At 68.4% G+C, this 23,378-nt stretch carries 21 protein-coding genes and 1 pseudogene; 11 read left to right on the top strand and 11 right to left on the bottom strand.

Annotated elements, in window-relative coordinates; all coding sequences use genetic code 11:
* Positions 1-46: 46 nt before the first annotated feature.
* The 4 genes from VAPA_RS28275 to VAPA_RS28260 are packed head-to-tail and all read left to right on the top strand — an operon-like array spanning position 47 to position 3,960.
* Positions 47-1,210, top strand: a complete 1,164-nt coding sequence (locus VAPA_RS28275) for a CaiB/BaiF CoA transferase family protein (protein ID WP_021003636.1) — start codon at positions 47-49, stop codon at positions 1,208-1,210.
* Positions 1,211-1,258: 48 nt separating this feature from the next.
* Positions 1,259-2,176: a dioxygenase family protein gene (locus VAPA_RS28270; RefSeq protein ID WP_021003635.1), complete on the top strand. Its 918-nt coding sequence runs from the start codon at positions 1,259-1,261 to the stop codon at positions 2,174-2,176.
* Positions 2,177-2,188: 12 nt separating this feature from the next.
* Positions 2,189-2,995 carry a citryl-CoA lyase gene (locus tag VAPA_RS28265; protein ID WP_021003634.1) on the top strand — a complete coding sequence of 269 codons (807 nt, stop codon included), beginning with the start codon at positions 2,189-2,191 and terminating at the stop codon, positions 2,993-2,995.
* A complete protein-coding gene (locus tag VAPA_RS28260; protein WP_021003633.1) occupies positions 2,992-3,960 on the top strand; it encodes a Bug family tripartite tricarboxylate transporter substrate binding protein in 969 nt (322 codons plus the stop codon). Before VAPA_RS28265 ends, VAPA_RS28260 begins: the two co-directional genes overlap by 4 nt.
* A gap of 97 nt (positions 3,961-4,057) precedes the next feature.
* Here the strand turns inward: VAPA_RS28260 and ltrA are convergent, their stop codons facing one another.
* Positions 4,058-5,566 carry a group II intron reverse transcriptase/maturase gene (gene ltrA / locus VAPA_RS28255; protein WP_041946652.1) on the bottom strand — a complete coding sequence of 503 codons (1,509 nt, stop codon included), beginning with the start codon at positions 5,564-5,566 and terminating at the stop codon, positions 4,058-4,060.
* Positions 5,567-5,969: 403 nt separating this feature from the next.
* Here ltrA and VAPA_RS28250 point away from each other — a divergent pair, with 403 nt between their 5' ends.
* Positions 5,970-6,956: a Bug family tripartite tricarboxylate transporter substrate binding protein gene (locus VAPA_RS28250; protein ID WP_021003632.1), complete on the top strand. Its 987-nt coding sequence runs from the start codon at positions 5,970-5,972 to the stop codon at positions 6,954-6,956.
* Positions 6,957-7,018: 62 nt separating this feature from the next.
* On the opposite strand, the gene VAPA_RS28245 is transcribed toward VAPA_RS28250, so the two are convergent.
* Positions 7,019-8,797, bottom strand: coding sequence for an alkaline phosphatase D family protein (locus tag VAPA_RS28245; RefSeq protein ID WP_021003631.1), 1,779 nt, complete (start codon positions 8,795-8,797; stop codon positions 7,019-7,021).
* Between the two features lie 145 nt (positions 8,798-8,942).
* A complete protein-coding gene (locus tag VAPA_RS28240) occupies positions 8,943-9,539 on the bottom strand; it encodes a hypothetical protein (RefSeq protein WP_021003630.1) in 597 nt (198 codons plus the stop codon).
* Here VAPA_RS28240 and VAPA_RS35560 point away from each other — a divergent pair.
* Positions 9,430-9,819: pseudogene (locus VAPA_RS35560) on the top strand (FAD-dependent monooxygenase); the annotation flags it as partial. The gene VAPA_RS28240 and the pseudogene VAPA_RS35560 overlap by 110 nt on opposite strands.
* 18 nt (positions 9,820-9,837) lie before the next feature.
* Here VAPA_RS35560 and argC read toward each other — a convergent pair.
* The gene (gene argC, locus VAPA_RS28235) at positions 9,838-10,755 is read right to left on the bottom strand and encodes an N-acetyl-gamma-glutamyl-phosphate reductase (protein WP_021003629.1); all 918 of its coding nucleotides are present in this window, start codon (positions 10,753-10,755) and stop codon (positions 9,838-9,840) included.
* Between the two features lie 82 nt (positions 10,756-10,837).
* On the opposite strand from argC, the gene VAPA_RS28230 reads away from it, so the two are divergent.
* From VAPA_RS28230 to VAPA_RS28210, 5 genes are all read left to right on the top strand, one after another.
* Positions 10,838-11,728, top strand: a complete 891-nt coding sequence (locus VAPA_RS28230; protein ID WP_021003628.1) for a LysR family transcriptional regulator — start codon at positions 10,838-10,840, stop codon at positions 11,726-11,728.
* Complete coding sequence (locus tag VAPA_RS28225) at positions 11,721-12,650, top strand: LysR substrate-binding domain-containing protein (RefSeq protein ID WP_021003627.1); 930 nt, start codon at positions 11,721-11,723, stop codon at positions 12,648-12,650. The genes VAPA_RS28230 and VAPA_RS28225 overlap by 8 nt, the downstream gene beginning before the upstream one ends.
* Before the next feature lie 139 nt (positions 12,651-12,789).
* Positions 12,790-14,514 carry a carboxylesterase family protein gene (locus VAPA_RS28220; RefSeq protein ID WP_021003626.1) on the top strand — a complete coding sequence of 575 codons (1,725 nt, stop codon included), beginning with the start codon at positions 12,790-12,792 and terminating at the stop codon, positions 14,512-14,514.
* A gap of 102 nt (positions 14,515-14,616) precedes the next feature.
* Positions 14,617-15,087, top strand: coding sequence for a helix-turn-helix domain-containing protein (locus VAPA_RS28215; RefSeq protein ID WP_021003625.1), 471 nt, complete (start codon positions 14,617-14,619; stop codon positions 15,085-15,087).
* On the top strand, positions 15,080-15,814 hold the full coding sequence (locus VAPA_RS28210) for a nucleotidyl transferase AbiEii/AbiGii toxin family protein (protein WP_021003624.1): 735 nt from the start codon (positions 15,080-15,082) through the stop codon (positions 15,812-15,814). Before VAPA_RS28215 ends, VAPA_RS28210 begins: the two co-directional genes overlap by 8 nt.
* On the opposite strand, the gene VAPA_RS28205 is transcribed toward VAPA_RS28210, so the two are convergent.
* From VAPA_RS28205 to VAPA_RS28175, 7 genes are all read right to left on the bottom strand, one after another.
* Complete coding sequence (locus tag VAPA_RS28205) at positions 15,804-17,678, bottom strand: TRAP transporter large permease (RefSeq protein WP_021003623.1); 1,875 nt, start codon at positions 17,676-17,678, stop codon at positions 15,804-15,806. The two genes, VAPA_RS28210 and VAPA_RS28205, sit on opposite strands and share 11 nt — an antisense overlap.
* The gene (locus VAPA_RS28200) at positions 17,675-18,688 is read right to left on the bottom strand and encodes a TRAP transporter substrate-binding protein (RefSeq protein ID WP_021003622.1); all 1,014 of its coding nucleotides are present in this window, start codon (positions 18,686-18,688) and stop codon (positions 17,675-17,677) included. The genes VAPA_RS28205 and VAPA_RS28200 overlap by 4 nt, the downstream gene beginning before the upstream one ends.
* 62 nt (positions 18,689-18,750) lie before the next feature.
* Positions 18,751-20,340 (bottom strand): acyl-CoA synthetase, encoded by a 1,590-nt coding sequence (locus VAPA_RS28195; protein WP_021003621.1) that lies wholly within the window; start codon positions 20,338-20,340, stop codon positions 18,751-18,753.
* Positions 20,337-21,509: an acetyl-CoA acetyltransferase gene (locus tag VAPA_RS28190; protein ID WP_021003620.1), complete on the bottom strand. Its 1,173-nt coding sequence runs from the start codon at positions 21,507-21,509 to the stop codon at positions 20,337-20,339. Before VAPA_RS28190 ends, VAPA_RS28195 begins: the two co-directional genes overlap by 4 nt.
* Before the next feature lie 16 nt (positions 21,510-21,525).
* Positions 21,526-22,362: an SDR family NAD(P)-dependent oxidoreductase gene (locus VAPA_RS28185; protein WP_021003619.1), complete on the bottom strand. Its 837-nt coding sequence runs from the start codon at positions 22,360-22,362 to the stop codon at positions 21,526-21,528.
* A 23-nt stretch (positions 22,363-22,385) separates the two neighbouring features.
* A complete protein-coding gene (locus tag VAPA_RS28180; RefSeq protein WP_021003618.1) occupies positions 22,386-22,784 on the bottom strand; it encodes a PCC domain-containing protein in 399 nt (132 codons plus the stop codon).
* A complete protein-coding gene (locus VAPA_RS28175) occupies positions 22,777-23,328 on the bottom strand; it encodes a PPC domain-containing DNA-binding protein (protein WP_021003617.1) in 552 nt (183 codons plus the stop codon). Before VAPA_RS28175 ends, VAPA_RS28180 begins: the two co-directional genes overlap by 8 nt.
* Positions 23,329-23,378: the final 50 nt, after the last annotated feature.

Here is a 23,378-nt window from a genome sequence, read left to right as displayed (position 1 = left end):
CCTAAAGTTTCTCCAACCCCCGACAACAACGACAGGAGACCTCCCGGTGCAAAAAGTCCTCAGCGGCATCAAGGTGCTGGAACAAGGCACGTTCATCACCGGGCCGGCCGCCGGCATGTTCCTTGCGGACCTGGGTGCCGAGGTGGTCAAGATCGAGCAGCCCGGCGCGGGCGACCCGTTCCGCGCCTTTCGCGGCGGCCTCTACAGCCCGCACTTCCAGACCTACAACCGCAACAAGCGCAGCGTCACGCTCAACCCGAAGCTGCCCGAGGATGCGGCCGTGTTCGACGAGCTGGTCAAGGACGCCGACGTCTACATCCAGAACTTCCGCCCCGGTGCGGCCGAGCGGCTGGGCGCCGGCGAGGCCAGGCTGCGGGCGCTCAATCCACGGCTCGTGTATTGCGCCATCAGCGGTTTCGGACAGACCGGCCCCGCCGCCGCGCGCCCCGCCTACGACACGGTGGCGCAGGCCGCCAGCGCCTTCCTCAAGCTGCTCGTGAATCCGGCCAACCCGCGCGTGGTCGGCCCCGCACTCGCCGACGCCATGACCGGCTTCTACGCCGCCTACGGCGTGCTCGGCGCGCTGGTCGACCGGGGCCGCACCGGCCGCGGGCGCGCGGTCGAGGTGTCGATGCTGGAGGCCATGTGCCACTTCAACCTCGACGCGTTCACGCACTTCTTTTCCGAGAGCGAGGTCATGGGTCCGTTCAGCCGGCCCAGCGTCTCGCAGTCCTACGTGCTGGAGTGCGCGGACGGCCTGTGGATCGCGCTGCACATGTCCTCGCCCGAGAAGTTCTGGCAGGGCCTGGCCAATGCCATCGAGCGCCCTCGCCTGTTCGCGGACCCGCGCTTCGCCTCGCGCGAGTCGCGCATTGCCCACCAGGAAGACCTGATCGCGCTGCTCGGCGGGCTGTTCCGCCAGCAGACCCGCGCGGCGTGGTGCGCGCGGCTCGAGGCCGAGGACGTGCCGCACGCGCCCATGTACGACACCCGCGAGGCCATGGAAGACCCGCAGGCGCGGCATCTGCAGCTGCAGGTGAGCGCGCCGCACCCCGAGGGCGGCGAGTGGCACACCATCCGCTCTCCCGTGAGCTTCGACGGCGAGCGCGCGCTGGAAGTTACGGCGCCGCCCATGCTCGGCGCCGACAACGCGGCCATCGTCGATCCGATCCGCCAGCGCCTGGGGCAGCCGCCCACTGCCGGGCGCTGACCCCGGCGCAGCCTTCCAAGACAGAACGAGCCAGGAGACAAGAGAACCATGACCCCATCGAACGAAAGCGAGCTGACGCAGACCGTGCTGCAGAGCCTGGAGGGAACGCACGACGCGCGCTTCCTGCAGCTCATGCAGTCGCTGATCACGCACCTGCATGCCTTCATCCGCGACGTGGACCTGAAGCCCGACGAATGGATGCAGGGCATCGAGTTCCTGACGGCCGTGGGCCAGACCTGCACCGACAAGCGCCAGGAGTTCATCCTGCTGTCGGACACGCTGGGCGCCTCGATGATGGTCGTGATCCTGGACCAGCTGCGCGCCGCCGCGGGCAAGCGCGGCCGGGCCGCGAACGAAGCCACCGAAGCCACCGAGCTCACCGAAGCCACGCACGCCACCGTGCAGGGCCCCTTCTACTGGGAGGGCGCGCCCGACCTGCCGCTGGGCGCCGACGTGGCCCAGGGCGCCCGCGGCGAGCCGACCTTCTACAGCGGCCGCGTCACCGATACCCACGGCCAGCCGCTCGAGGGCGCGCTGCTCGACATCTGGTCGGGCGACGGCGAGGGCGTGTACGACATGCAGGTCGAAGGCGCCGCGATGCAGGCGCGCGGGCGCATCCGCACCGACCACGAAGGCCGCTACTGGTTCTGGTCGATCCGCCCGAGCTTCTATCCGATCCCGGTCGACGGCCCCGTGGGCCGCATGCTGGAGGCCATGGGCCGCCATCCGAACCGCCCCGGGCACATCCACATGATGGTCTCGGCGCCGGGCCACGTGCCCGTGACCACGCACCTGTTCGTGGCGGGCAGCCCGTACATCGAGTCCGACGCCGTGTTCGGCGTGCGGCCGCGGCTGATCGTGGACTTCGAGTCCCACCCGCCGGGCCGCGCGCCGGACGGCAGGCCGCTCGAGACGCCCTACTGGTCCGCGCACTACGACTTCCGCCTCGAACCCCAACACGCCTGAAAGACGACGCTCATGAAAATCGGAAAGTCCACCGTCCCGCGCACCGCCATCTGCACCTCGGACGAACACACCATCGTCGTGCGCGGCCAGGACCTGTGCCAGGAACTGATCGGGCACCTGTCGTTCACCGACTATTTCTTCCTGCTGCTCACCGGGCGCCGCCCCGATGCCGCGTGCAGCACCGTGCTCGACGCCACGCTGGTGGCGATTGCCGAGCACGGCCTCGTGCCGAGCGTGCAGGCCAGCCGCATGACCTTCGCGGCCGCGCCCGATGCGCTGCAGGGCGCGGTAGCGGCCGGTATCCTCGGCTGCGGCTCCGTCATCCTCGGCGCTTCGGAAACGGCCGGGCGCCTGTTCATGGATGTGGCGGCGCGCATGGATGACGGCGCCACGCTGCAGCAGGCCGCCACCGCGGTCATCACCGAACTCAAGGCCGCGCGCGCGGCGATCCCGGGCTACGGCCATCCGCTTCACAAGGAACGCGATCCGCGCGTCGACCGCCTGCTCGAAGTGGCGGCGCAAGCCGGTGCCGACCTGCGCTACGTGCGCATCGCGCAGGCGCTGGAAGAAGTGATCCCGGGCATCGTCGGCAAGGCGCTGCGGATGAACGTCTCCGCGGCGATTCCGGCGGTGCTGCTGGGCGTGGGCTTTCCGGTGGCGTCGCTGCGGGGCGTGCCCATCCTCGCGCGCACGGCGGGGCTGATCGCCCACCTGGCAGAAGAGGCCGGGACGCCGAGCGGCTTTGCACTGTCGTACCAGGCCACGCGCGAGCTGCAGTACGAAGGCACCGTGCCTGCGGGCTTCGGGAAGGCGCCATGAAACGCCGCGCGATCCTGGCCGCGGCGCTTGTTTCCCCAGCGCTGCTTGCGCAGGGCAGCAGCGCATGGGCGCAGGCGGGCAACGCGCGCCCCATCAAGCTGGTCGTGCCCTTCGCTGCCGGCACCACGACCGACATCGTGGGACGGGTGCTGGCCGAGGCGCTGGGGCGCCAGCTGTCGCAGCCGGTGATCGTCGACAACCGGCCGGGCGCGGGCGGCGCCATCGGCAGCGAACTGGTGGCCCGCTCGGGGGCGGATGCACACACCGTGCTGCTGGGCACCGTGGGCACGCATGCCATCAACGCCTCGCTCTACAAGCGGCTTTCCTACCAGCCGCAGCGCGACTTCGTGCCGCTGGGCTTCGTCGGCGCCACGCCCACCCTGCTGGTCGTTCCCGCTGCGGCGCCGTGGAAGGGAGTGGCGGATCTGCGCCAGGCCAGCGGCAAGTCGGTGAGCTTCGCCTCGGCCGGCAATGGCACCTCGGGGCATCTTGCGGGCGAGTTGCTCAACCTGCGGCTCGGCAAGGATTTCGTGCACGTGCCCTACCGCGACGGCGCCCAGGCGCTCACCGAGGTGATGGCGGGGAACGTGCAGTTCATGTTCTATCACCCGGCCGCCGTGCTGCCGCAGATCCGCGCCGGCAAGCTGCGTGCGCTGGGCGCATCGAGCGCCCGGCGAAGCACCGCCGCGCCCGATGTGCCCACGCTCGCCGTGCAGGGCATCGCGGACTTCGACCTGGTCGCGTGGTTCATGCTGTATGCGCCGGCCGACATGCCCGCCGCGCAGCGCGATCGCCTGCGCGAGGCCACGCAGGCGGTGCTCGCCCAGCCCGAGGTGCGCGACAAGCTCGCGGTCCAGGGCATCGAGCCCATGGCGATGAACGCATCGGAAATGGCCGCCTTCGGCACGGCCGAGATCGCGAAGTGGGGCGAGGCTGTGCGCCGCTCCGGCGCGCAGGTGGATTGAAGAAGACAGAACAACCCAAGAACGGGCACCCATCAGCCCAGTAGGAGTAGGAATGCCAGTCACCCAGCACCCCCTCCACAGATCCGTACGTGCGGAGCTACCGCATACGGCTCCTGCCTTGGGTCATGACGATCAGACGCTGGTTCGGGTACGGGTGGCAGATGTTCGCAACAGGCAGCCAATGCGCCATCAATCGATACATTCGACGCCACGTCAGGCCATGGCTCTGACTGCGGCGGCACAGCGTGCGATGCCACAGCCCGGCGACCTGGAAGCGGAATGTCCTCAGCCGCGCGCCGTTGCACGGCACGCCGAAGTAGCGCGCATGCCCGGCCACCACCGCCCGCAGGTACTGGCCCTGCTCCGGGATGGGTTGGTGCATGCGCCTTCTGAGTTCGAGCTTGACCACCTGCAGTTTGGCTCGCAGGCGTTTGGCACTGGTGAGCCGCAGGACCATGAAGTGGCCCTTCCTCGTCGTCCCGCAGCAATGCGTGAACCCCAGGAAGTCGAAGGTCTGCGGCTTGCCTTGTCCTCGGCGGCGTCGATTCTCCCGGGCGACGCGCCCGAACTCGATCAGCCGCGTCTTCTCGGGGTGCAGCTTCAGCCCGAATTGGCCCAGCCGCTCGGCCACCGCGCGCTGGAAGCGCTCGGCATCGTCGCGGAACTGGAACCCGGCTACCCAATCGTCGGCGTAACGCACGACGATCACGTCGCCTCGGGCATGGCGCCCCCTCCACTGCTTCACCCACAGGTCGAACGCATAGTGCAGGTAGATGTTGGCCAGCAGCGGACTGATGCTCCCACCCTGAACCGTACCCACCTCACTTTGCGTCAGCCTGCCTTCTTCCAGCACGCCCGCGTGCAGCCATTTCTTGATCAGCCGCACCACGCGCGTGTCCGCCACGCGGTGTTCGATGAACTTCACCAGCCAGTCCCTTTCGATTGTGTCGAAGAACTTGGCAATGTCCGCATCGAGAATCCAGCTCACTCGTCTGCTGTGCACACCTACCGCCACGGCATCCAGCGCGTTGTGCGCACTCTTGCCGGGCCTGAAGCCGTAGCTGAACCCGAGGAAGTCCTGCTCATAGATGGCGTTCAACACTTCGACCGTGGCGCGCTGGACGAGCTTGTCCTCCAGCGCCGGCACGCCCAGCGGGCGCTTGCTGCCGTCGGCCTTGTCGATGTACACCCGCTTCACAGGCTGGGGCCGGTAGCCCCCTCGGGCCAACCGTTCGGACAGATCCAGGAGGTTGCCCTCCAGGTCCTGCCCGTACGCCTGCCAGGTCTGGCCGTCCACCCCAGCGGCCGCGTCGCGCTTGAGCGCAAGGTAGGCCGCCTCAAGGCGTTCGACCGCGTAGATGTGGTGCAGCAGTCCAGTGAACCTCGCACCACGACGGCCCTTTGCCGTCTGTCGTATGCCATCGAGCGCGGTTCCCATGTCATAGACCCGCACCGATCTGCGGGACATGCGCGCCGCGATGGCATTTCCCTTGGCCTGCCGCCTTCCCTCCACCGCCTCCGCCGCCGCAGGAGCTTCCCCCGCAGCCTTGTTCGGCAGCTTCTTCGGTACTACGCAGCAGTCCGACTTCCCGCTCCTATCGCTCATCGTCGTACGCCCTTGGGCTTCACGATGCGCTCTGCACTCGACGCTTCCCAGCGCGTTGCAGAAGGACGCGGGATCTCCCGGTTTCCGTGCAAGGTGTTTCCGCGCGTGCGCGGGGTCTCTGACCGCGCGGGGTCCCATGCCACCTCGCCAAAGCGGCAGCATCGGTGTGGCCTTCGGCAATCTCCTACTGCCTCGGCACCCCGGACCACCCGCAGCTCTCGCCGCGGGGCATGTATTACGCGGCTCGATACCCGGCCCGCGCGTACCCCTGTCAACGCTTCGCCCACACCCTCACGAATGTGCACGCATGACTCGGGGCCGCCGTAGCTGGCTAAGCCTTCAACGTATGACTCTTTCATTCACAACACCTCGCCGGCTTTGACCGGCGCACAGGAGACAAGCAATGCGTTCAACAACAACCCTCATCAAGAAGATGCTCGGCCTGATGCTGGGCCTCGCCGGCAGCCTGGCCACGGGCCTTGCAGGTGCCCAGACGCCGGAGTGGCCGAGCAAGCCGATCAGGATCGTGGTGGGGTTCGCCCCCGGCACGCCGCCCGACATTTTCGCCCGCATGTACGGCGACTACGCGAGCCGCAAGCTCGGCGTGCCGGTGCTCATCGACAACAAGCCCGGCACGGCCGGCAACCTTGCGTCGGACACCGTCGCCAAGGCGCCAGCGGACGGCTACACCTTCCTCTACAACCTGTCGACGGCGTTCACGATCAACCCGTACATCTACAGCAAGCTGCCGTTCGATCCCGAGAAGGATCTGGTTCCCGTCGCCACGACGATGCGCCAGGGCCTCGTGCTGATCGCGAACACCAAGTTCCCGGCCAAGACCATCAAGGACCTCGTGGCCGCGGCAAAGGAAAAGCCGGGCATCTACTCGCACGCCTCTTACGGCGCGGGAAGCCCGTCGCAGCTGATCGTCGAATCCTTGAAAGACGAGGTGGGCATCACCATGCTGCACGTGCCCTATCGCGCCAGCCCCATCGCCGATCTCGTCGGCGGACAGGTCGACACGCTGATGGAGCCCATCGCCACGGGCTATCCGCTGATCAGCAGCGGCCGCGTGCAGGCGCTCGCCTACTCGGGGCCCACCCGCCACCCCGCCCTGCCGGACGTGCCCACTCTCTCGGAGGTGATGCCGGGCTTCTCGATGATGTCGTGGCACGGCATCTGGGCGCCTGCGAACACGCCGCCTGCGGTGCTCAACCGGTTCAATGCGGTGTTCGTGGAAGCCAGCAAGGACCCGGACCTCGCCAAGCGCATCAAGGATCTCAACAGCGAGCCGCTGGGCGTCTCGCGCACCGAGATGACAGCGATGGTGCGCCGCGACGCGGAGATCTACAGCCGCGTCGTGAAGGCGCGCAACATCCGCGTGGATTGAACTGCCGGGTCCTGATGATGGACCTGCTGCCAGATGCCGCCGCATCGGCCTTCGCTCACCGATCACGCGGCAAGCACCTGCAGATTTCCGACACCCGGCAGCGCACGCAGCGTGGCGGCCGTTCTCACCGAATAGTCGCGGCTCAGCACCGTGCTGATCTCGACGTAGTCGCAGCGCGCCTCGGCCGGCGTCAGTGTCAGCACCGCATAGCCGCGCTTGCTGGTCTCGGCGTAGCGCAGGTCGTCGACCATGCGCCGGAAGCCATCGGACAGCAGGTCGCTGGCGATCAGCGGCAGCATCCGCTCGAAGCCGGGGGACGACACCGAGGAAGTGCCGAATTCCACGCCGACCCGCTGCCCGGAGGCGTCGGTGAGGTTCCCGGCCCAGGCGTTGTGCGTGTCGCCCGCCAGCGAGATCAGGTTCTTGCCTTGGTTGCGCGCCATGGCAAGCACGGCGTCGCGCGCGGCCGGGTAGCCGTCCCACGCGTCCATGTTGTAGGGCACCTTCTGCTGCGCGATCAGGGCCCTCTGGCTGTCGCTGCGCGCGGATTCCGGAAGCGCCTGCGCCGCCAGGTAGGCGCCCAGTGTCTCGAGGGTGAAGTCGGTCGCGATGCTCAAGGGGATGGCCATGCGCATCATGAGCACCTGCTGGCCGAGCACCTGCCAGGTGCAGGGCGATGCGGCCATGCGCTCGGCCAGCCAATCCACCTGCGGCTGGCCCATCAGCTGCCGCGTCGGGGCCGAAGCCTCGCCGGCCAGGTACTGCTGGAGCGTGACCTGCCTGTCGCGGCCGATCAGCCGGGTGTCGAGCATGTGCATCGATGCCAGCGTGCCGAAGTCGAATGTGCGATAGATCCGCAGCGGGTTGGCCGGGTCGGGCAGCCGCGTCGGCAGCCACTCGTGGTAGGCCTGCATGGCCGCCGCGCGCCGTGCGGCAAAGCTGCCTTCGGTTGCTTCGTCGTGGTTCTCGGCCCCGCCCGACCACGCGTCGTCGGCCAGATCGTGGTCGTCCCACACGGCGATCACGGGCAGCCGCGCATGCAGGGCGCGCAGGTCGCCGTCGGTGCGGTACTGCGCATGGCGCAAGCGGTAGTCCGCGAGCGTCAGGATCTCGTGGTCGGGGTTCGATTCGCGGTCGATGGCAATGGCAAGCTGCGACGCATAGCCCACCCGGCCGTACTCGTAGATGTAGTCGCCCAGGTGCAGCACCACGTCGATGTCGGTGCGCTTGGCAATGTCGGCATAGACATTGAAGTAGCCGCTGGGGAAGTTGGAGCAGGACACCACCGCCAGCCGGGCCTGCGATACGCCGCCCACCGGCAGCGTCCGGGTGCGGCCGATGGGCGAGTTCTCGTTGCCCATGGAGAAGCGATAGAAATAGGTGCTGGCGGGCTGGAGGCCGACGGCATCCACCTTGACCGTGTAGTCGCGCTCGGGGCCGGTGCTCGCGGTGCCGCGCGCGACGATGATGCCGAAGCGCTCGTCGCTGGCCACTTCCCATTCGACGTTGAGGGTGCCCGGTGCGGACACTGTCACGCGGGCCCAGAGGATCACGCGGTCGGACAACGGATCTCCGCTCGCGATGCCGTGCTTGAACACCGAGTCGGAGCCGTCGGGCGGACGGCCGCCCCCAACGCCGCCGCCGATGCCTCCTCCTCCACCGCCACCACCCCCGCCACAAGCGGTCAGGCCGATGCCGCTGCCCGAGAACATCGCGAACAGCACGGCGCTGCGCAAGAGGGAGCGTCGCGTGGTGCCGGTCAGGGCTTGCGGGGGATCAGTGTCTGCGTCGTGAATGGCATGGCTTGCCTCGTCGTTCTTCTTCTCATCGCGGGTGCGCATGGTTGTCTCCTGATCCGCCGACGGCAAGACGCACGGCACGCCTCGGTCCCCGTTCGACGTCGGCGCCATTTGAATGTGAAGACCTTGGTTTTCAACGTAGGCTGCCACCGATGCGCGCGTCAGCCGGAAGCGCGCGGCGTTGCCGTCAGCCCCCCAGCGTGTCGAAGAGCCGAAAGATCCACGACAGCTGATAGATCAGTGTGGCACCCACGAAGACGGTGTGAAAGCGATGGCTCGCCGTCCTGGCCGCCACGATGCACAGGGTCACGAGAACGGGCGTGCGGATCAGGTACTCCAGCGCAAAGCGCGCGAAGTGCGCCTCGCCCTTGATCAGCGTGTCGACCACGTCGAGCAGATAGGTCGCGGCCAGCAAGCCGAAGAACCACGCGCGCCGGGCATAGAAATAGTCTTCATAGCTCGCGTAGTCGCGCATGCTGTCTGGAAAGAGCAGTGCGCACAGCAGGAACAGGACGATCGCGTAGCTGACGATGAACGCGTAGGTGCCGAAGGTCCAGCTGTCGATCTGATAGAGGCCGAACTCCCACCACCAGAAATGCACCAGCGCCAGCAGGACGGAAGCGACCCAGGCAAGGTGCACGGCATAGAGCCGGTACTGCGTCGGGTGCTGCACGATGCGCGCAACGCCCGACAGCAGTCGCGTGACGCCAAGGCCGATCACCATGCCCATGACGATGCGGATGTGCGGGAAGATGTCGTGGGCGGAGATGACTTGTTGCTGCATTCGGGGGCTTCGTGGGTGGGCTGCCAATGCGACGCTACAGCATGCGGTGGCGAAGCGATTCGTAAGTCCCTGCCCTTGGCCGGGAATTTGCCGCCCACGCCGTGGCCGGCTCTGGTGTGCTGCGTGCAGGCGAAGGAGAGTGAATTTGCAGATGACAGAACATGCAGTCGTGATTGCAGGAGCAGGTCCGGCGGGCCTGATGCTGGCAGGCGAGTTGGCGTTGGCAGGCGTCGAAGTGGCCATCGTCGAACGCCGTCCGAACCAGGAGCTTGCCGGTTCGCGTGCCGGCGGCCCGGGGCTACGAAGCCCTCGACATCGATCGCAGGTTCTGCACGGCCGCGCCTGCGGCGCCTTTGCCCAGGTTGTCGAGCACCGCGCTCAAGACGATCTGTCCTGTGCGTTCATTGCATGCAACCGCCAGGCTCATGTCGTTGGAGCCGTTGTGCACTTGCGGGTCCAGTTCGGTCATTGGAGCGGCGGGCGACATCGGCAGCACGCGCACATGCGCCGTATCGCGGTACCGCTGTGCAAGGCATTCGTGGATGCGCCGGCCCGAAGCATCGGAGGGAAGCATTCGCGCGTGCAGCCCGATGGTGAGCACGATGCCCTGCCGGTAGCTGCCATAGGCCGGCACGAAGATGGGCCGCTCCGCCAAGCCGGCGTAGGCCTCGATCTCCGCCACGTGCTTGTGCTCGAGTGCCAGGCCATAGACCTTCAGCGAATGCGCTCCCGTCCCTGCCTCGTGCGCTTCCGCCCCCGCCCTGCCCTGGCCCGAATAGCCTGAGACGGCGTGGATGACAAGCGGATAGCCGGCGGGCAGCAGGCCCGCATCCGTCAGCGGCCGCAGCAGGGTGACGGCGGCGGTGGGATAACAGCCCGGATTGGTGACCCGCTGCGCCGAGGCGATCCGTTCGCCTTGCCGTGCATCGAGCTCCGGCAGGCCGTAGACCCAACCCGGGCTGGTGCGGTGGGCCGAGCTGGCGTCGATGACGCGCACCGAAGGGTTCTCGATCATCGCGACCGCGTCGCGCGCCGCAGCATCGGGCAGGCAGAGGATTGCGATGTCGCACTCGTTGAGCGCGGCCCGTCGGGCAGCCGCGTCCTTGCGCACGCCCGCCGGCAATGTGCGGATGCGGAATTCCCCGCCCCGGAGGCGGTTCTGCAGGTCAAGGCCGGTGGTGCCCTGATCGCCATCGATGAAGATGTTGAGGTCCATGGAGCGCGATGGTAGGGACGCGGGCGCGATAGCTCCAGATAAATATATGGAAGCCAGGATTAAGAAAAGTTAAATTAGTGGCATGCGGGAACTGAGCCTCGACCATCTGCGCACCCTGGTCGCCATCGCCGACCTCGGGTCCCTGGCCAATGCTGCGCGCGCCCTTCACCTGGCTGCCCCCACAGTCACCGTTCAGATCACGGAACTCGAGTCGCGCCTGGGCGGCCAGTTGCTCGTTCGCGGACGCGGGCCCGCGCAAGCGACCGCCTTGGGCGAACGGTTCATCGCGCGTGCCCGCCGGCTGCTGGCGGATGCGGATGACGCAGTGGAGGAAGTCCGGCGCCAGCTCGCCGGCCAGACGGGCCGCGTGCGAGTGGGTGCCTCGACCGGCGCCATTGCGCACCTGCTGCCGCCCGCGCTCGAACGCCTTGCCCGGAACCATCCGGGCGTCGAGGTGAACGTGCAGGTGCTGACGTCCAACGAAAGCATGGGCCGGCTCGCCGCAGGCAGCCTGGACCTCGCGGTCGTGGCGCTGCCGCAGGCGCCTGTGCGGGGCGTCCATGTCACACCCCTTCGGCGCGAGGCTGTCGTCGCCTTCTTGCCGGCGACCTGGAAAACGCCCAGGCGGCTCACTGCGCAGTGGCTGGCCGAGCGGCCGTTGATCATGAACGACGCCTCCACGCGTCTCTACCGGCTGACCGCGGAGTGGTTCTCGGCGGCTGGCGTCCATTGCCGGCCGCGCATCGAGCTCAACTACAACGATGCGATCAGGACACTGGTCGCCGCCGGCTACGGAGCCGCCTTGCTGCCGGAGGATTCGCACGAGCCCGCGCGCGATCCCCGCATCGCCGTGCGCCCGCTCAGCCCGGCTCTATGGCGGCAGTTGGGCCTCGCGGTGGGAGACCGAAGCGCCAACGGCCCGGCACGCTTCGTCCTGGAGGCGCTGCTGCCCGGGAGCAGTTCGAATGGATGAGCTCAACGGCGTCGTGGACGACCTGCTCGCGCTCGTGCTGGTGGTGGAAGCCGGCGGCTTCAATGCCGCGAGCATGCGCCACAGCATTCCCGTCTCTCGCTTGAGCCGCCGCATCGCGAGCCTCGAGAAGCGGCTGGGCGTGAGCCTGCTGGTGCGCAGCTCGCGGCGCTTCAGGGTGACGGAGATCGGCGAACGCATGGTCCAGCACGGCCTGGCAATCCGCGCAGAGACCCGCAGCGCGCTGTCCGTGGCACAGGACGCGCTGAACGAACCTGCCGGCCACCTGCGCGTGTCGTGCCCGATCTCCATGGCCACCAGTTTTGTGGGAGGCCTGTGCCTCGAGTTCGTCAAGCGTCATCCGAAGGTGGCATTGACGCTGGACAGCACCGACGGGCGCCCTTCGCCCTCGAGCGAAGCCGCGGACCTGCTGATCCGCCCCGTCATCGACACGCTGCCTGATTCGAGCATGGTGTCGCGCAAGCTCGGAGACTTTCCGTACGCGCTGGTCGGGACACCGGCCCTGCACGAATCGCTCGGCCGGCCGGCCACGCCACAGGCGCTTGCCGCGCTGCCGGGCGGCTGCCCCGCCATCGGCTGGACCTTCAGCCCGCATCCTTCGCGCTGGCTGCTGCGCGGGCCCGGCAATGCAAAAATCGAACTGGACGTGAAGCCGCGCTTCACCAGCGACAGCCTGCCGCAGATCCATCAGGCAGCGCTCGCGGGGATCGGCATCGCGCGGTTGCCGCTCGCCCTGTGTGCAGCCGACCTCGAACAGGGCCGCTTGTGCCTGCTGGCGCCAGGCTGGGCGCCCCCGACCATCTCGATGTACGCGCTGTATCCGTCGCGCCGCGACCTCACGCTGGCGGGACGGCAATTCCTCGCGATGCTGGCGGAGACCACGAAGCCCTATCTGAAGACCTGAGCGACGCGCCGGCCCGCCGCCATCCAGACTGCATTTTCAGAATGCTGCGTTGCATTCACCTGCATGTCATCACCCCGTCATCGCTCCTAGCATCGGCCGCAAGTCGGGTCCGCTGTGGGCCGGCAACCGGAGGACGACGATGGCGCATCACGAGAAGTTCAATTCCTTTCCTGCCCTGCCCGAAGCCCGGCGGCGGTTCATCCAGGCGGCCGGCGCCTTGATCGCGCTGCCGCTCGTCGGGTGCGGCGGTGGCGGAGGCGGTGGATTCGCCGCTCCCACCAGCGGCACCGGACAACCGGACGCCGCGCCGCTCGCAGACACCACCTCGGGGAAATTCCGCGGCCAGCGCAGCGGCGGCGTCGCGTCGTACCTCGGCATTCCCTACGCGCAGCCACCGGTGGGCGGCCTGCGCTTCCAATCGCCCAAGCCGTTCAAGCCTGTTGCCGCCAACGTGCTGAACGCCGACAGCTTCGGCGCTGCCAGCCTGCAGACCTTGCCGCCCTACGTCACCTGGATCTACCCGGTGCCCATGCAGCAGAGCGAAGACTGCCTGACCGTCAACGTGTGGGCGCCTGCAAACGCCATCGGTGCACCCGTGATCGTCTGGATTCACGGCGGCGCCTGGCGCACGGGCGCCGCCGGCATGCCGCTGATGAACGGCCAGGCGCTGGCGGCGCTCGGCGTGGTCGTCGTCACCGTCAACTTTCGGCTCGGCGCGCTGGGCGGTCTTTCGCACCCCGACCTTGCCGATGCCGACACCGGCAGCGTCGCGAACTGGCAGCTGCAGGACCAGATGGCTGCCCTGCAATGGGTGCACCAGAACGCCGCGGCGTTCGGCGGCGACGCGAACAACATCTGCCTGATGGGGCAATCGGCCGGAGGCACCAGCGCGGCGGTCATCGCGCAGAACCCCGCGCATCGAAAGCTGCTGCGCAAGGTGGTGCTGCTGAGCCCGGCCAGCAACGCGAAGCCCGGAGGCTTCAGCCTGGACGATGCCGCCGCCTACACGGAACTGCTGGCAACGCGCCTGAACACCACGCCCCGCGGCCTGCGCGACGTGCCGGCCGCGGCGTTGCATGCGGCGGAGGTCGCACTCAACGCACTGCCCTTGCCCGACGCGATCACCACGGGACGCGCCTCCAAGTTCGTCCCCATCATCGACGCGAAGTTCTGCCTCGCAGACTGGACGCGTACCGAGTGGCCCGCCGATCTGCCGGTGGTCATCACCACCACGCTGACCGAAGGCACCTTCTTTGTCGACCTGATCGATCCCGCCACCCACAAGGCGCTCACGGCGCCCCTGCCACAGGACGACACGCAGCTTCTCCAAGCCGTCACCTCGATCACCCGCTCCGCCGAGGCCAGCAGCCGGGTTGTCGAAAGCTACCGCAAGGCCGCGGCCGACGAGGCTCGCAGCACGGACGCCGGCGACCTGTGGGTGGAGATCTACGGCGACTTCGCCATTCGCAATCATTCGGTGCGCTACGCCGGCAAGCTGGCCAGCGAAGGCAAGGATGTGCGCTTCGGCACCTATGCGCACGCCCTCAAGGCGCCGGGACACGGCGTGCCGCATTGCGCCGACCTGCCGCTGCTGTTCGGAACCTACGGGCTGGACTACTACAAGGACAAGGTCGGCAACGGCGCGGCGGAGGCGCAGCTGTCGGCGGCCATGGCGTCGGCCTTCGCGAGCTTCGCGCGGGATTCGCAGGCCGTGGCCTTCGACGCCTCCACCGCGTGGCCGCGGTACGGGGGTTCCTTGGCGAACGCGGTGCGCATGGGCGAAGGCAGCAGTGGAAGCGTGGCGGTCGGCACGGTGCCCAAGCTGGCGCAGCTCGCCGTGTGGGATGCCATCCTGGGCTACTGAAGGGCCGTGCGGGCCCGCCGCACGGGGGCATTCGCCGGAACTCCAATTTATGCATCTCATTCTGGACATATTCCCACATTTTGTCTAGAATGAGATACATATATGCCTTCTGCAGCCCCTCCCGTCGCCCCTGCAGCCGATCACCGCCTCACAGCATTCGGCCGACGCATCCACGCTCGGCGCAAGGCCCTGAAGGTCAGCGCCACCACAGCGGCGGAGGCGGCAGGCGTGTCCCGCATGACACTGCATCGCATCGAACGCGGCGAGCCCTCGGTCACGATGGGGGCCTACATGAATGCCCTCGCGGCGCTGGGCCTGGATGTCGATGTGGTCCCCTCAACGCAATCCGCACCCCCGGCGCCGATTGCGGGCGGCATCCGAATCGCCGACTACCCCCAACTGCGCCGGCTCGCCTGGCAGTTGGCGCCGGATACCGAGCTCACACCCGCAGAGGCGTGGGCCACCTACGAACGCAACTGGCGCCATGTCGACGCATCGGCGCTCGATGCGCGGGAGCGGCAACTGCTCGACGAACTGGCACGCGCATTGGGCAGGAAGCCGCTGCATGTTTGAACGCCCGCACCATCAACGGGTCGCCGAGGCACTTGCAGCGCTCGATGCCGAGCTGCTCGCCGAGAACCACTGCCTGTTCGGCGGCGGCACGGCCATCGCGCTTCGCTATGGCGAGTACCGCGAGTCGGTGGGCATCGACTTCCTTGTTTCCAACATCGAAGGCTACCGGCAGCTGCGCCAGCTGCTGACCGGCGACCAGGGCCTGAGCGCGCTGGCCCGCAAGGGCGCGAAGATCCAACAGACCGGCGAACTTCGTGCCGATCAATATGGCATCCGATCGATGGTGCGTGTGGGTGACATCGATATCAAGTTCGAGATCGTGCTCGAAGCACGCATCGAACTCGATGTGCCGGGCGAGCAAGACCGCATCGGCGACATTGCGACGCTCACCGTGCTGGACATGGCTGCAAGCCAGCTGCTCGCAAACTCGGATCGCTGGGCCGACGACAGCGTCTTCAGCCGTGACGTCATCGACCTGGCCATGATGCACCCTGGTTCCGCACTGCTGCGCCGCGCGGCAACCAAGGCCAGACAAGCCTACGGCAACAGCATCGACAGCGATCTGGCAAAGGCAGTCAACGCGCTGCTGACACGTCACGGACGCATGGACCGTTGCATGGAGGTGCTGCAGATGACCCCGGCCGTGACGCCCGCGCTGCTGCGCCAGCGCATCAAGGCCTTGTTGCCCCGAGCTGCAAGCGCCAAGGGCAAAGCCGTCAGCCCCTGAGAAACCCGATCGACAACCAAGGAATCGCAGCCACCGCAATCGTCCCCACCAGCAGCGCCACCATGTAGCCCGCAATCGGACGGATGCCCGCGTCGGGGTGCACGCGCCCGATGGCGCAGGCCGCGTAGTAGCCCACGCCCAGCGGCGGCGCGAACAGGCCGAGGCCCATCGACAGCACCACCACCATCGCGTAGTGCACCTCGTGGATGCCCAGCTGGCGCGCGATGGGAAACAGCAGCGGCCCGAACAGCACGATGGCCGGAATGCCCTCGAGCACGCTGCCCAGCACCACGAAGATGACCAGCGACACCGCCAGGAACATCGGCGCGCCACCGGGGAGGCCCGTCATCGCTTCGGCCAAGAGGCGCGAGAAGCCCGACTGCGTCAGGCCCCAGGCCATGGCCGTCGCGGTGCCGATGATCAGCAGGATGGCGCCCGACAGCGAAGCCGTCGCAACGAGCATCGGCCCCAGCCGCTTCCAGTCGAACTGCCGGTACACGACCAGCCCCGCGACCACGGCGTACATGATGCCGATGGTCGACACTTCAGTCGCAGTGGCCACGCCTTCGACCACCGCCGCGCGGATCACGAACGGCAGCGCCAGCGCCGGCAGCGCCACGACGGCCAGCCGGGCGACCTCGCGCCACGGCGTGCGCACGACCTCGCGCAGGTCCTCGCCGCGGCAGCGGAAGTACACGACCACGCACAGCATCAGGCCCAGCACCACGGCCGGCAGCAGGCCGCCCGTGAACAGCGCCGCAATCGACACGCCCGTGACCGAGCCGATGGTGATCAGCACCAGGCTGGGCGGCACCGTCTCGGTCTGCGCGCCGGTCGCGGCCAGCAGAGCGACGAGATCGCCTTCGCTCGCGCCGCGCTGCTTCATCTCGGGAAACAGGGCCGGCGCCACCGCCGCCATGTCGGCCGCCTTGGAGCCCGAGATGCCCGACACGAGGTACATCGCACCCACCAGCACGTACGACAGCCCGCCCTTCACATGCCCCAGCAGGCCCGCGAGAAACGCGACCATGGCCTTGGCCATGCCGGTCATCTCGATCAGCAGGCCGAGGAACACGAACAGCGGCACCGCCAGCAGGATCAGGTGCGACATGCCCTCGTCCATGCGCCCCACGATCACGGGCAGCGCCGTGTCGGTGGCCAGCGCCAGGTAGCCGAAGGTACCAAGGCCGAAGGAGAAGGCGATGGGAATGCCCGCGAGCACGCCCGCCAGCACCACACCGACGAAGAACACCAGCAGGTTCAGCCGCCCGAGGTCCTGGAACACCGAACGGCCCAGCGTGAACGCCAGCACCAGCGTGGCCACGATGACCACCGCCTTGGCCGTGATCCGCCATTCCACGTCGCGCAGCAGCCTGAGCACCGCGAACAGGCCCATCAGGCCGATGCCGACCGGCAGCGCCGCGGCCCGCCACGCATTCGAGATGTTCAGCGCGGGCGTGGTGATGAAGCGCTCCTCCGACGCGTACTCCCAGGCCGGCCACGCCACCATCGCCAGGAATGCCAGCGACGCGCACAGGGCAAGGGCTTCGAACAACGGGCGCCGCGACGGCGGCTGCATCGAGATCAGCGCCGTCATGCGCATGTGCTCGCCGCGCCGCAGCGCGACCACGGCGCCCAGCATCGCGAGCCAGATGAACAGGATCGATGCCAGCTCGTCGGACCAGACCAGCGGGCTGTGGAACACGAAGCGCGCCAGCACGCCTGCGAACAGCACCCCCACGTCGGCCAGCACCAGGCCGCCGGCCGCCATGTCGACCAGCGCGCCGAGCCGGCGCTCGATGGCGGACAGCCGGGGCGCGTCCACCCGCGCGCCGGCCGCCAGGCCGAGGACCGGCCCGCTCATGCAAGCTTGCCCGCGCTGCGCTCGAGCAAGGCCCAGGCCTCGTCGCCGTACTTGGCCTTCCACTCGCTGTAGAAGCCGGCCTTGCGCAGCTGGTCGCGGAAGGCGGCGGAGTCCGGCTGGTTGAAGGCCATGCCCTTGGCGGCCAGCTCCTTCTGCAGCCCGGCGTTGAGTTCGGCCACGTCGGTGCGCTCCTTCATGCCGGCCGCGTTGATGTGCCGGGCCACCACGGTGCGCAGCTCGGCCGGCAGCTTTTCCCAGGCGCGGCGGTTGGCCAGGAACCAGAAGCCGTCCCACATGTGGTTGCTCAGCGAGCAGTACTTCTGCACCTCGTAGAGCTTGGCCGTCGCGATGATGGCCAGCGGGTTCTCCTGCCCGTCGACGATCTTCGTCTGCAGCGCCGAATAGACCTCGGCAAAGTTGATGGAGGTGGGCGCGGCGTCGAGCGCCTTGAACATCGAGGTCCACAGCGGCGACACCGGCACGCGGATCTTGAAGCCCTTCATGTCCTGCGGCGCGGCAATGGCCCGGCTCGACGACGTGATCTGCCGGAAGCCGTTGTCCCAGATCTTCTCCATCGGCACGATGTTGGCCTTGGCGATCTGCTGGCGGATGTGGGCGCCCAGCTCGCCGTCCATGGCCTTCCACACGCTCGCGTAGTCATTGAAGGCAAAGCCCACGCCGCTGATCGACGCGGACGGCACCAGCGTGGAAAGAATCAGCCCCGACAGCGTGAAGAACTCCACGCCGCCCGAGCGCAGCTGGCTCAGCACGTCGGTGTCGGAGCCCAGCTGGTTGCTCGGGAAGATCTGGATGTCGACGCGGCCGCCGGTTTCCGCGCGGATGGCGTCGGCCATTTCCTTGGCGCGGATGTTGAGCGGATGCGTGACCGGCAGGTTGTTCGCGTACTTGTAGTTGAACTCGGCCTTCTGCGCGAAGGCCCGGTGCATGGGAACGGCGAGGCTGGCAGCGAGTGCCGTCGAGCGCAGCACGGTGCGGCGGGTGATGCTCATTTTTGTCTCCTTGTCCTTTTGTGAATGGATCTGGTCGTCCGGGTCGGCGTCGATGTGTGTGATCAGGTCGTGGCGGCCTCCTTCACGTCGCCGCGTTCGACGAGCCGCTGGCGGATGTCGGCCTTGGCGACTTTCCCGTAGCCGGACTTCGGCAGCGCATCCCAGAAGAAGATGTGCCGCGGCCAGCGGTACTTCGCGCAGCGGCCGTCCAGGTGGTGCAGCAGCTGCTCGGCCGTGAGGCCCGGCTGCGAGGCCACAATCACCGCCACGCCCACCTCGCCCCATTTCTCGTCCGCGATGCCGAGCACCGCCGCCTCGCGCACGGCGGGATGCATCAGCAGAATTTCCTCCACCTCGCGCGGGTACACGTTGGAGCCGCCCGAGATGTACATGTCCGATTCGCGGCCCGTGATGTAGAGCAGCCCGCGCGCGTCCATGCGGCCGAGATCGCCGGTGTGGAACCAGCCGCCGCGCAGCGCGTTTTGCGTGGCCTCGGGATTGTTGAAATAGCCCGCGAACACGGCCGGCCCGCGGCAGCAGATCTCGCCCACGGTGCCGGCGGGCACCGGCTGCATCCGCGCGTCGAGGATGGCGACTTCCATGCCGGTGCGGGCCCGGCCGCAGCAGCCGATATGGGCGTCCGGATCATCGTCGTCGGCGGCATGCATGGCCGGCGGCAACACCGTGATGCAGCCCGTGACTTCGCCGAGGCCGAAGTACTGCACCAGCACCTTGCCGAGTTTTTGCAGCGCGCGCTTCTGGTCCGCGCGGTACATCGGCGCGCCCGCATAGACCACGTAGCGCAGCGAGCCGTGGTCGAACCGGTCGACGGCCGGGTCTTCCACCAGCATCTTGACGATGGTCGGCACCGTGAAGACGTTGGTCACGCGGTGGCGCTCCACCAGCGCCCAGAAGGTGGCGGGCTCCAGCCTGTCGGATGCGAGCAGCACCGTGGGCGCGCCGCGGGCCACGTTGAGCAGCGCATGGATGCCCGCGCCATGCGACAGCGGCGCGACGGCGATCGAGCAGTCGTGCTCGGTGGTGCCCGGGATGAGGTCGGCCAGGTGGTTGGTCACGACGAAGGCGAGCTGCCCGTGCGTCAGCACGGCGGCCTTCGGGCGGCCGGTGGTGCCCGAGGTGTAGAAGTACCACAGGGGGTGATCGGCATCGACCTGCGCCATCGCCGCGGGCGCATCGGCGTGGGCCACGAGCAGCGCTTCGTAGCCGAGTTCATCCGCGCGCGGGAGGCCGATGGTGACGACGGAGCGCAGATGCGAAGACGCGGCCTTCACCGCCTCCACATGCTCGGCGAAGCAGTCCTCGGCCAGCATCACGCTGGCCTCGCTGGCGCTGCCCAGGTAGGCAACTTCCGGCGGCGTGAGCCGGAAGTTGACCGGCACCCACACCGCGCCCAGGCGGAAGGCGGCCCAGCAGCTCTCGAAGAGCGCCGGGTTGTTGCGCGACATCACGAGCAGCTTGTCGCCAGGCCGCATGCCCAGCGACCGCAGCGCCTGCACCAGCGCATCGACGCGGCGGTCGATCTCTTGCCACGTCCATTGCCGCTCGCCCTGGATCAGCCCTGGCCGGTCGGGAAGGAGCGCGGCCGTCTGCGACAGCAGTGCGGACAGGTTCATCGCCCGCGCTTCGTTCACGGGTGCACCTCCAGCACGCTCAGGTAGTTGGCGACCGCGGCGCCGCCCATGTTGAAGACCGCGCCCGGCTTGCCGGAGCCGACCTGCATGTCGCCCGCCAGCCCGGCCAGCTGCATGGCAGCCATCACGTGCTGCGACACGCCCGTGGCGCCGATCGGATGGCCGCGCGACTTCAGTCCGCCCGACGGATTGACGGGCAGCGGGCCGTCCTTGCGGCTCACGCCGTCCAGGATGACGCGCGCGCCCTGCCCGTGCGGCGCCAGGCCCATGGCCTCGTACTCGAGCAGCTCCGCGATGGTGAAGCAGTCGTGCGTCTCGACGAAGCCCAGGTCATGAAGCGACAGCCCCGCCGCGGCCAGCCCCTGGTGCCACGCACGCGCCGCGCCCTCGAACCGGGTCGGGTCGCGGCGCGACAGCGGCAGGTAGTCGTTGACCTGCGTGCGCGAGCGCCAGCGTACCGCCGGGACCGTCGCCGAAGCGATGGGCTCGGCCGAGATGACCAGCGCAGCCGCGCCGTCGGAGACCAGCGAGCAGTCGGAGCGCTTCAGCGGACCCGCGACGAACGGGTTCTTCTCCGACGGATGGCGGCAGAAGTCGAAGCCCAGGTCGCGCCGCATGTGCGCATAGGGGTTGTGCACGCCGTTGGCGTGGTTCTTGGCCGAGATGGCGGCCAGGGCATCGCTCTGGTCGCCGAAGCGCTCGAAGTAGCGGCCCGCGATGTTGCCGAAGACGCCGGCAAAGCCCGCCGGGGTCGCGCCCTCTTCCTTCACATACGAGCAGCGCAGCAGCGTCTCGGCAATGCGCACAGCAGGCACGGCATTCATGATCTCGAAGCCGACCACCAGCGCATGCCGCACCCGCCCGCACTGCACCGCATCCAGCGCGGCCCAGATCGCGGCCGAGCCGGTGGCGCATGCGTTTTCCATGCGCACCGCGGGAACGTGGCGCAGCTCGGGCAGCGCCAGGCACACCAGCGACGCGCTGAAGTCCTGCGGCAGGAAGCCGCTGTTGAAATGGCCGACGAAGATGCCGTCGATGTCGGCCGCGGCGAGCCCCGCAGTTTGCAGCGCCGGCTCGACTGCGCTGCGGATGAGCGCTTCGCTCTCCACGGCGTCGAGCTTGCCGAAAGGCGTGTGTCCCCAGCCGATGATGCAGGCGTTGGTGGTCATTGGGCGGTTCTCCTTGTCAGGCGTGGTCGGCGGCGGGCACGGGCATGCCCCGGCGCAGGGTCGGCAGGCCGACGCCGGCGGCATCGAAGCCGCCATCGACGGCCAGCACCTGGCCGTTGATGAAGCTCGCGTCGTCGCTGCACAGGAAGCCCACGGCGTTGGCCATTTCCTCCGGCGTGCCGTAGCGGCCGAGCGGGATGGTGTCGTAGTAGTCGGAGCGGATCGCCACGCTGTGCACGAGCTTGGCCATCTCGGTTTCCACCGGCCCCGGTGCAATCACGTTCACGCGCACGCCGGCGTTGCCCAGCTCCACCGCATGCTGCTTGGTCAGGTGGATGAGCGCCGCCTTGCTGGTGCCGTAGGCCACCCGCAGCGTGCTCGCGCGCAGGCCCGAGATCGAGGCGATGTTCACCACCGCGCCGCTCCCGCGTTCGACCATCAGCGCGCCGAAGGCCTGCGTACACAGGAACGCGCCGTCCAGGTTGGTGCCGAGCACCGTGCGCCATTCCTCGAACGAGGTCTGGAGCGCCGGCTTGAACACCGCCACGCCGGCGTTGTTGACCAGCGCGTCGACGCGGCCGAAGCGTTCGACCACGGCCTGCGCGGCGCTGGCGATCTGCGACGGCTTCGACACGTCGCAGTGCAGGCCGAGCAGCTTTGCAGGCTGCGCGAGTTCGGCCACCGCCTGGTCGAGCGTGGCGCCGTCGATGTCGAGCAGCGCGACGCTGTAGCCGTGCGCCAGGAACCAGCGGCCGATGGCCAGGCCGATGCCGCGTGCGCCTCCCGTGACGACGGCGACGCGGGGAGAAGAAGAAGAAGAAGAAGAAGTAGTAGAAGTGGAGAGATCGGTCATTGGAATTTCTGCAGTGGACGAAATCAGTTGTCGGGCGATGGCAGCCACTCCTCCAGAGTGACTTCGAAGGTGACGCAGACGGCGTTGGCGCCCGCCACGAACGGGCCGCCGTACAGGTGGCCGTGCGTGTCCGCCACCACGCCGGTGAGCGCGGCGCGCAGCGAGCCGTCGGGCTGCGAGCGCACCTCGCCGGCCAGGCTCACGATCTCTGCGGCCGGCCCGCGGATCACCTGGCAGGAACCGTCGACGCGCTCCAGGCAGGCATCGACGAGGCTGCCCAGCGCGCCGCGCACGAACGCATGGCCGAAGCCTTCCGCGAGGCAGAGCTTCTCGACGCTCAAGACGAGGTCTTCGTTGGGCGCGATGCGCGCATACGCCACGCGGCCCATGCGCCCGCTTTCAATCATGCGCACCTCAGCCATGGACGCGCCTGGCCTGGGGCCGCATCAGCGGCATGCGGGTTTCGTCGTCGTAGACCACGCGCAGTTCGAAGCTGTCCAGCGCGGTGACCACCGCGGTGACGCTGCGGCGTCCGACCACCGTGCGGTCGGTCAGGATGTGGCCGCCGCGCACCGCGCCGTCGGCGGTGCGGAAGGCACCATGGCAATGGACCACCGGCGTGCCGCTCGTAGAGCTGCCGAGCGTCGCGTTGCCGAAGATGAAGCAGGCGCCCTGCACCGTGTGCGGCGCGCCGTAGGTCGCGAGCACCCGGCCCGTCGGGTCGGGCAGCGCGAGGCAGAAGCCGAGTTCGGCCAGCTCGCCGCCGAGCAGCGTCATCGACGCGCTGGCCACGCCTTCGTCCGCCAGCGCCTGCACGAGGCTCTCGTGCAGCGTGCGGCCGCCGGGCAGCGAAAGCCGGAAGTGCCGGCCCTTCTCGTCGCGCATGCGATCGATGCGCACGGGCCGGAAAGGCCCCGGATGCACCACGGTGCGCGAGCGCGGCAGCCCCATCAGTTTCTCGACCATCGCAGTGTCTCCTTGCCGCGCCGTTCGGATCGACAGCGCTGGTGGAGGGA

The sequence above is a fragment of the Variovorax paradoxus B4 genome (assembly GCF_000463015.1).
GTDB classification, from domain to species: Bacteria; Pseudomonadota; Gammaproteobacteria; order Burkholderiales; family Burkholderiaceae_C; genus Variovorax; species Variovorax paradoxus_E.
This window is presented reverse-complemented; position numbering and strand designations above follow the sequence as displayed.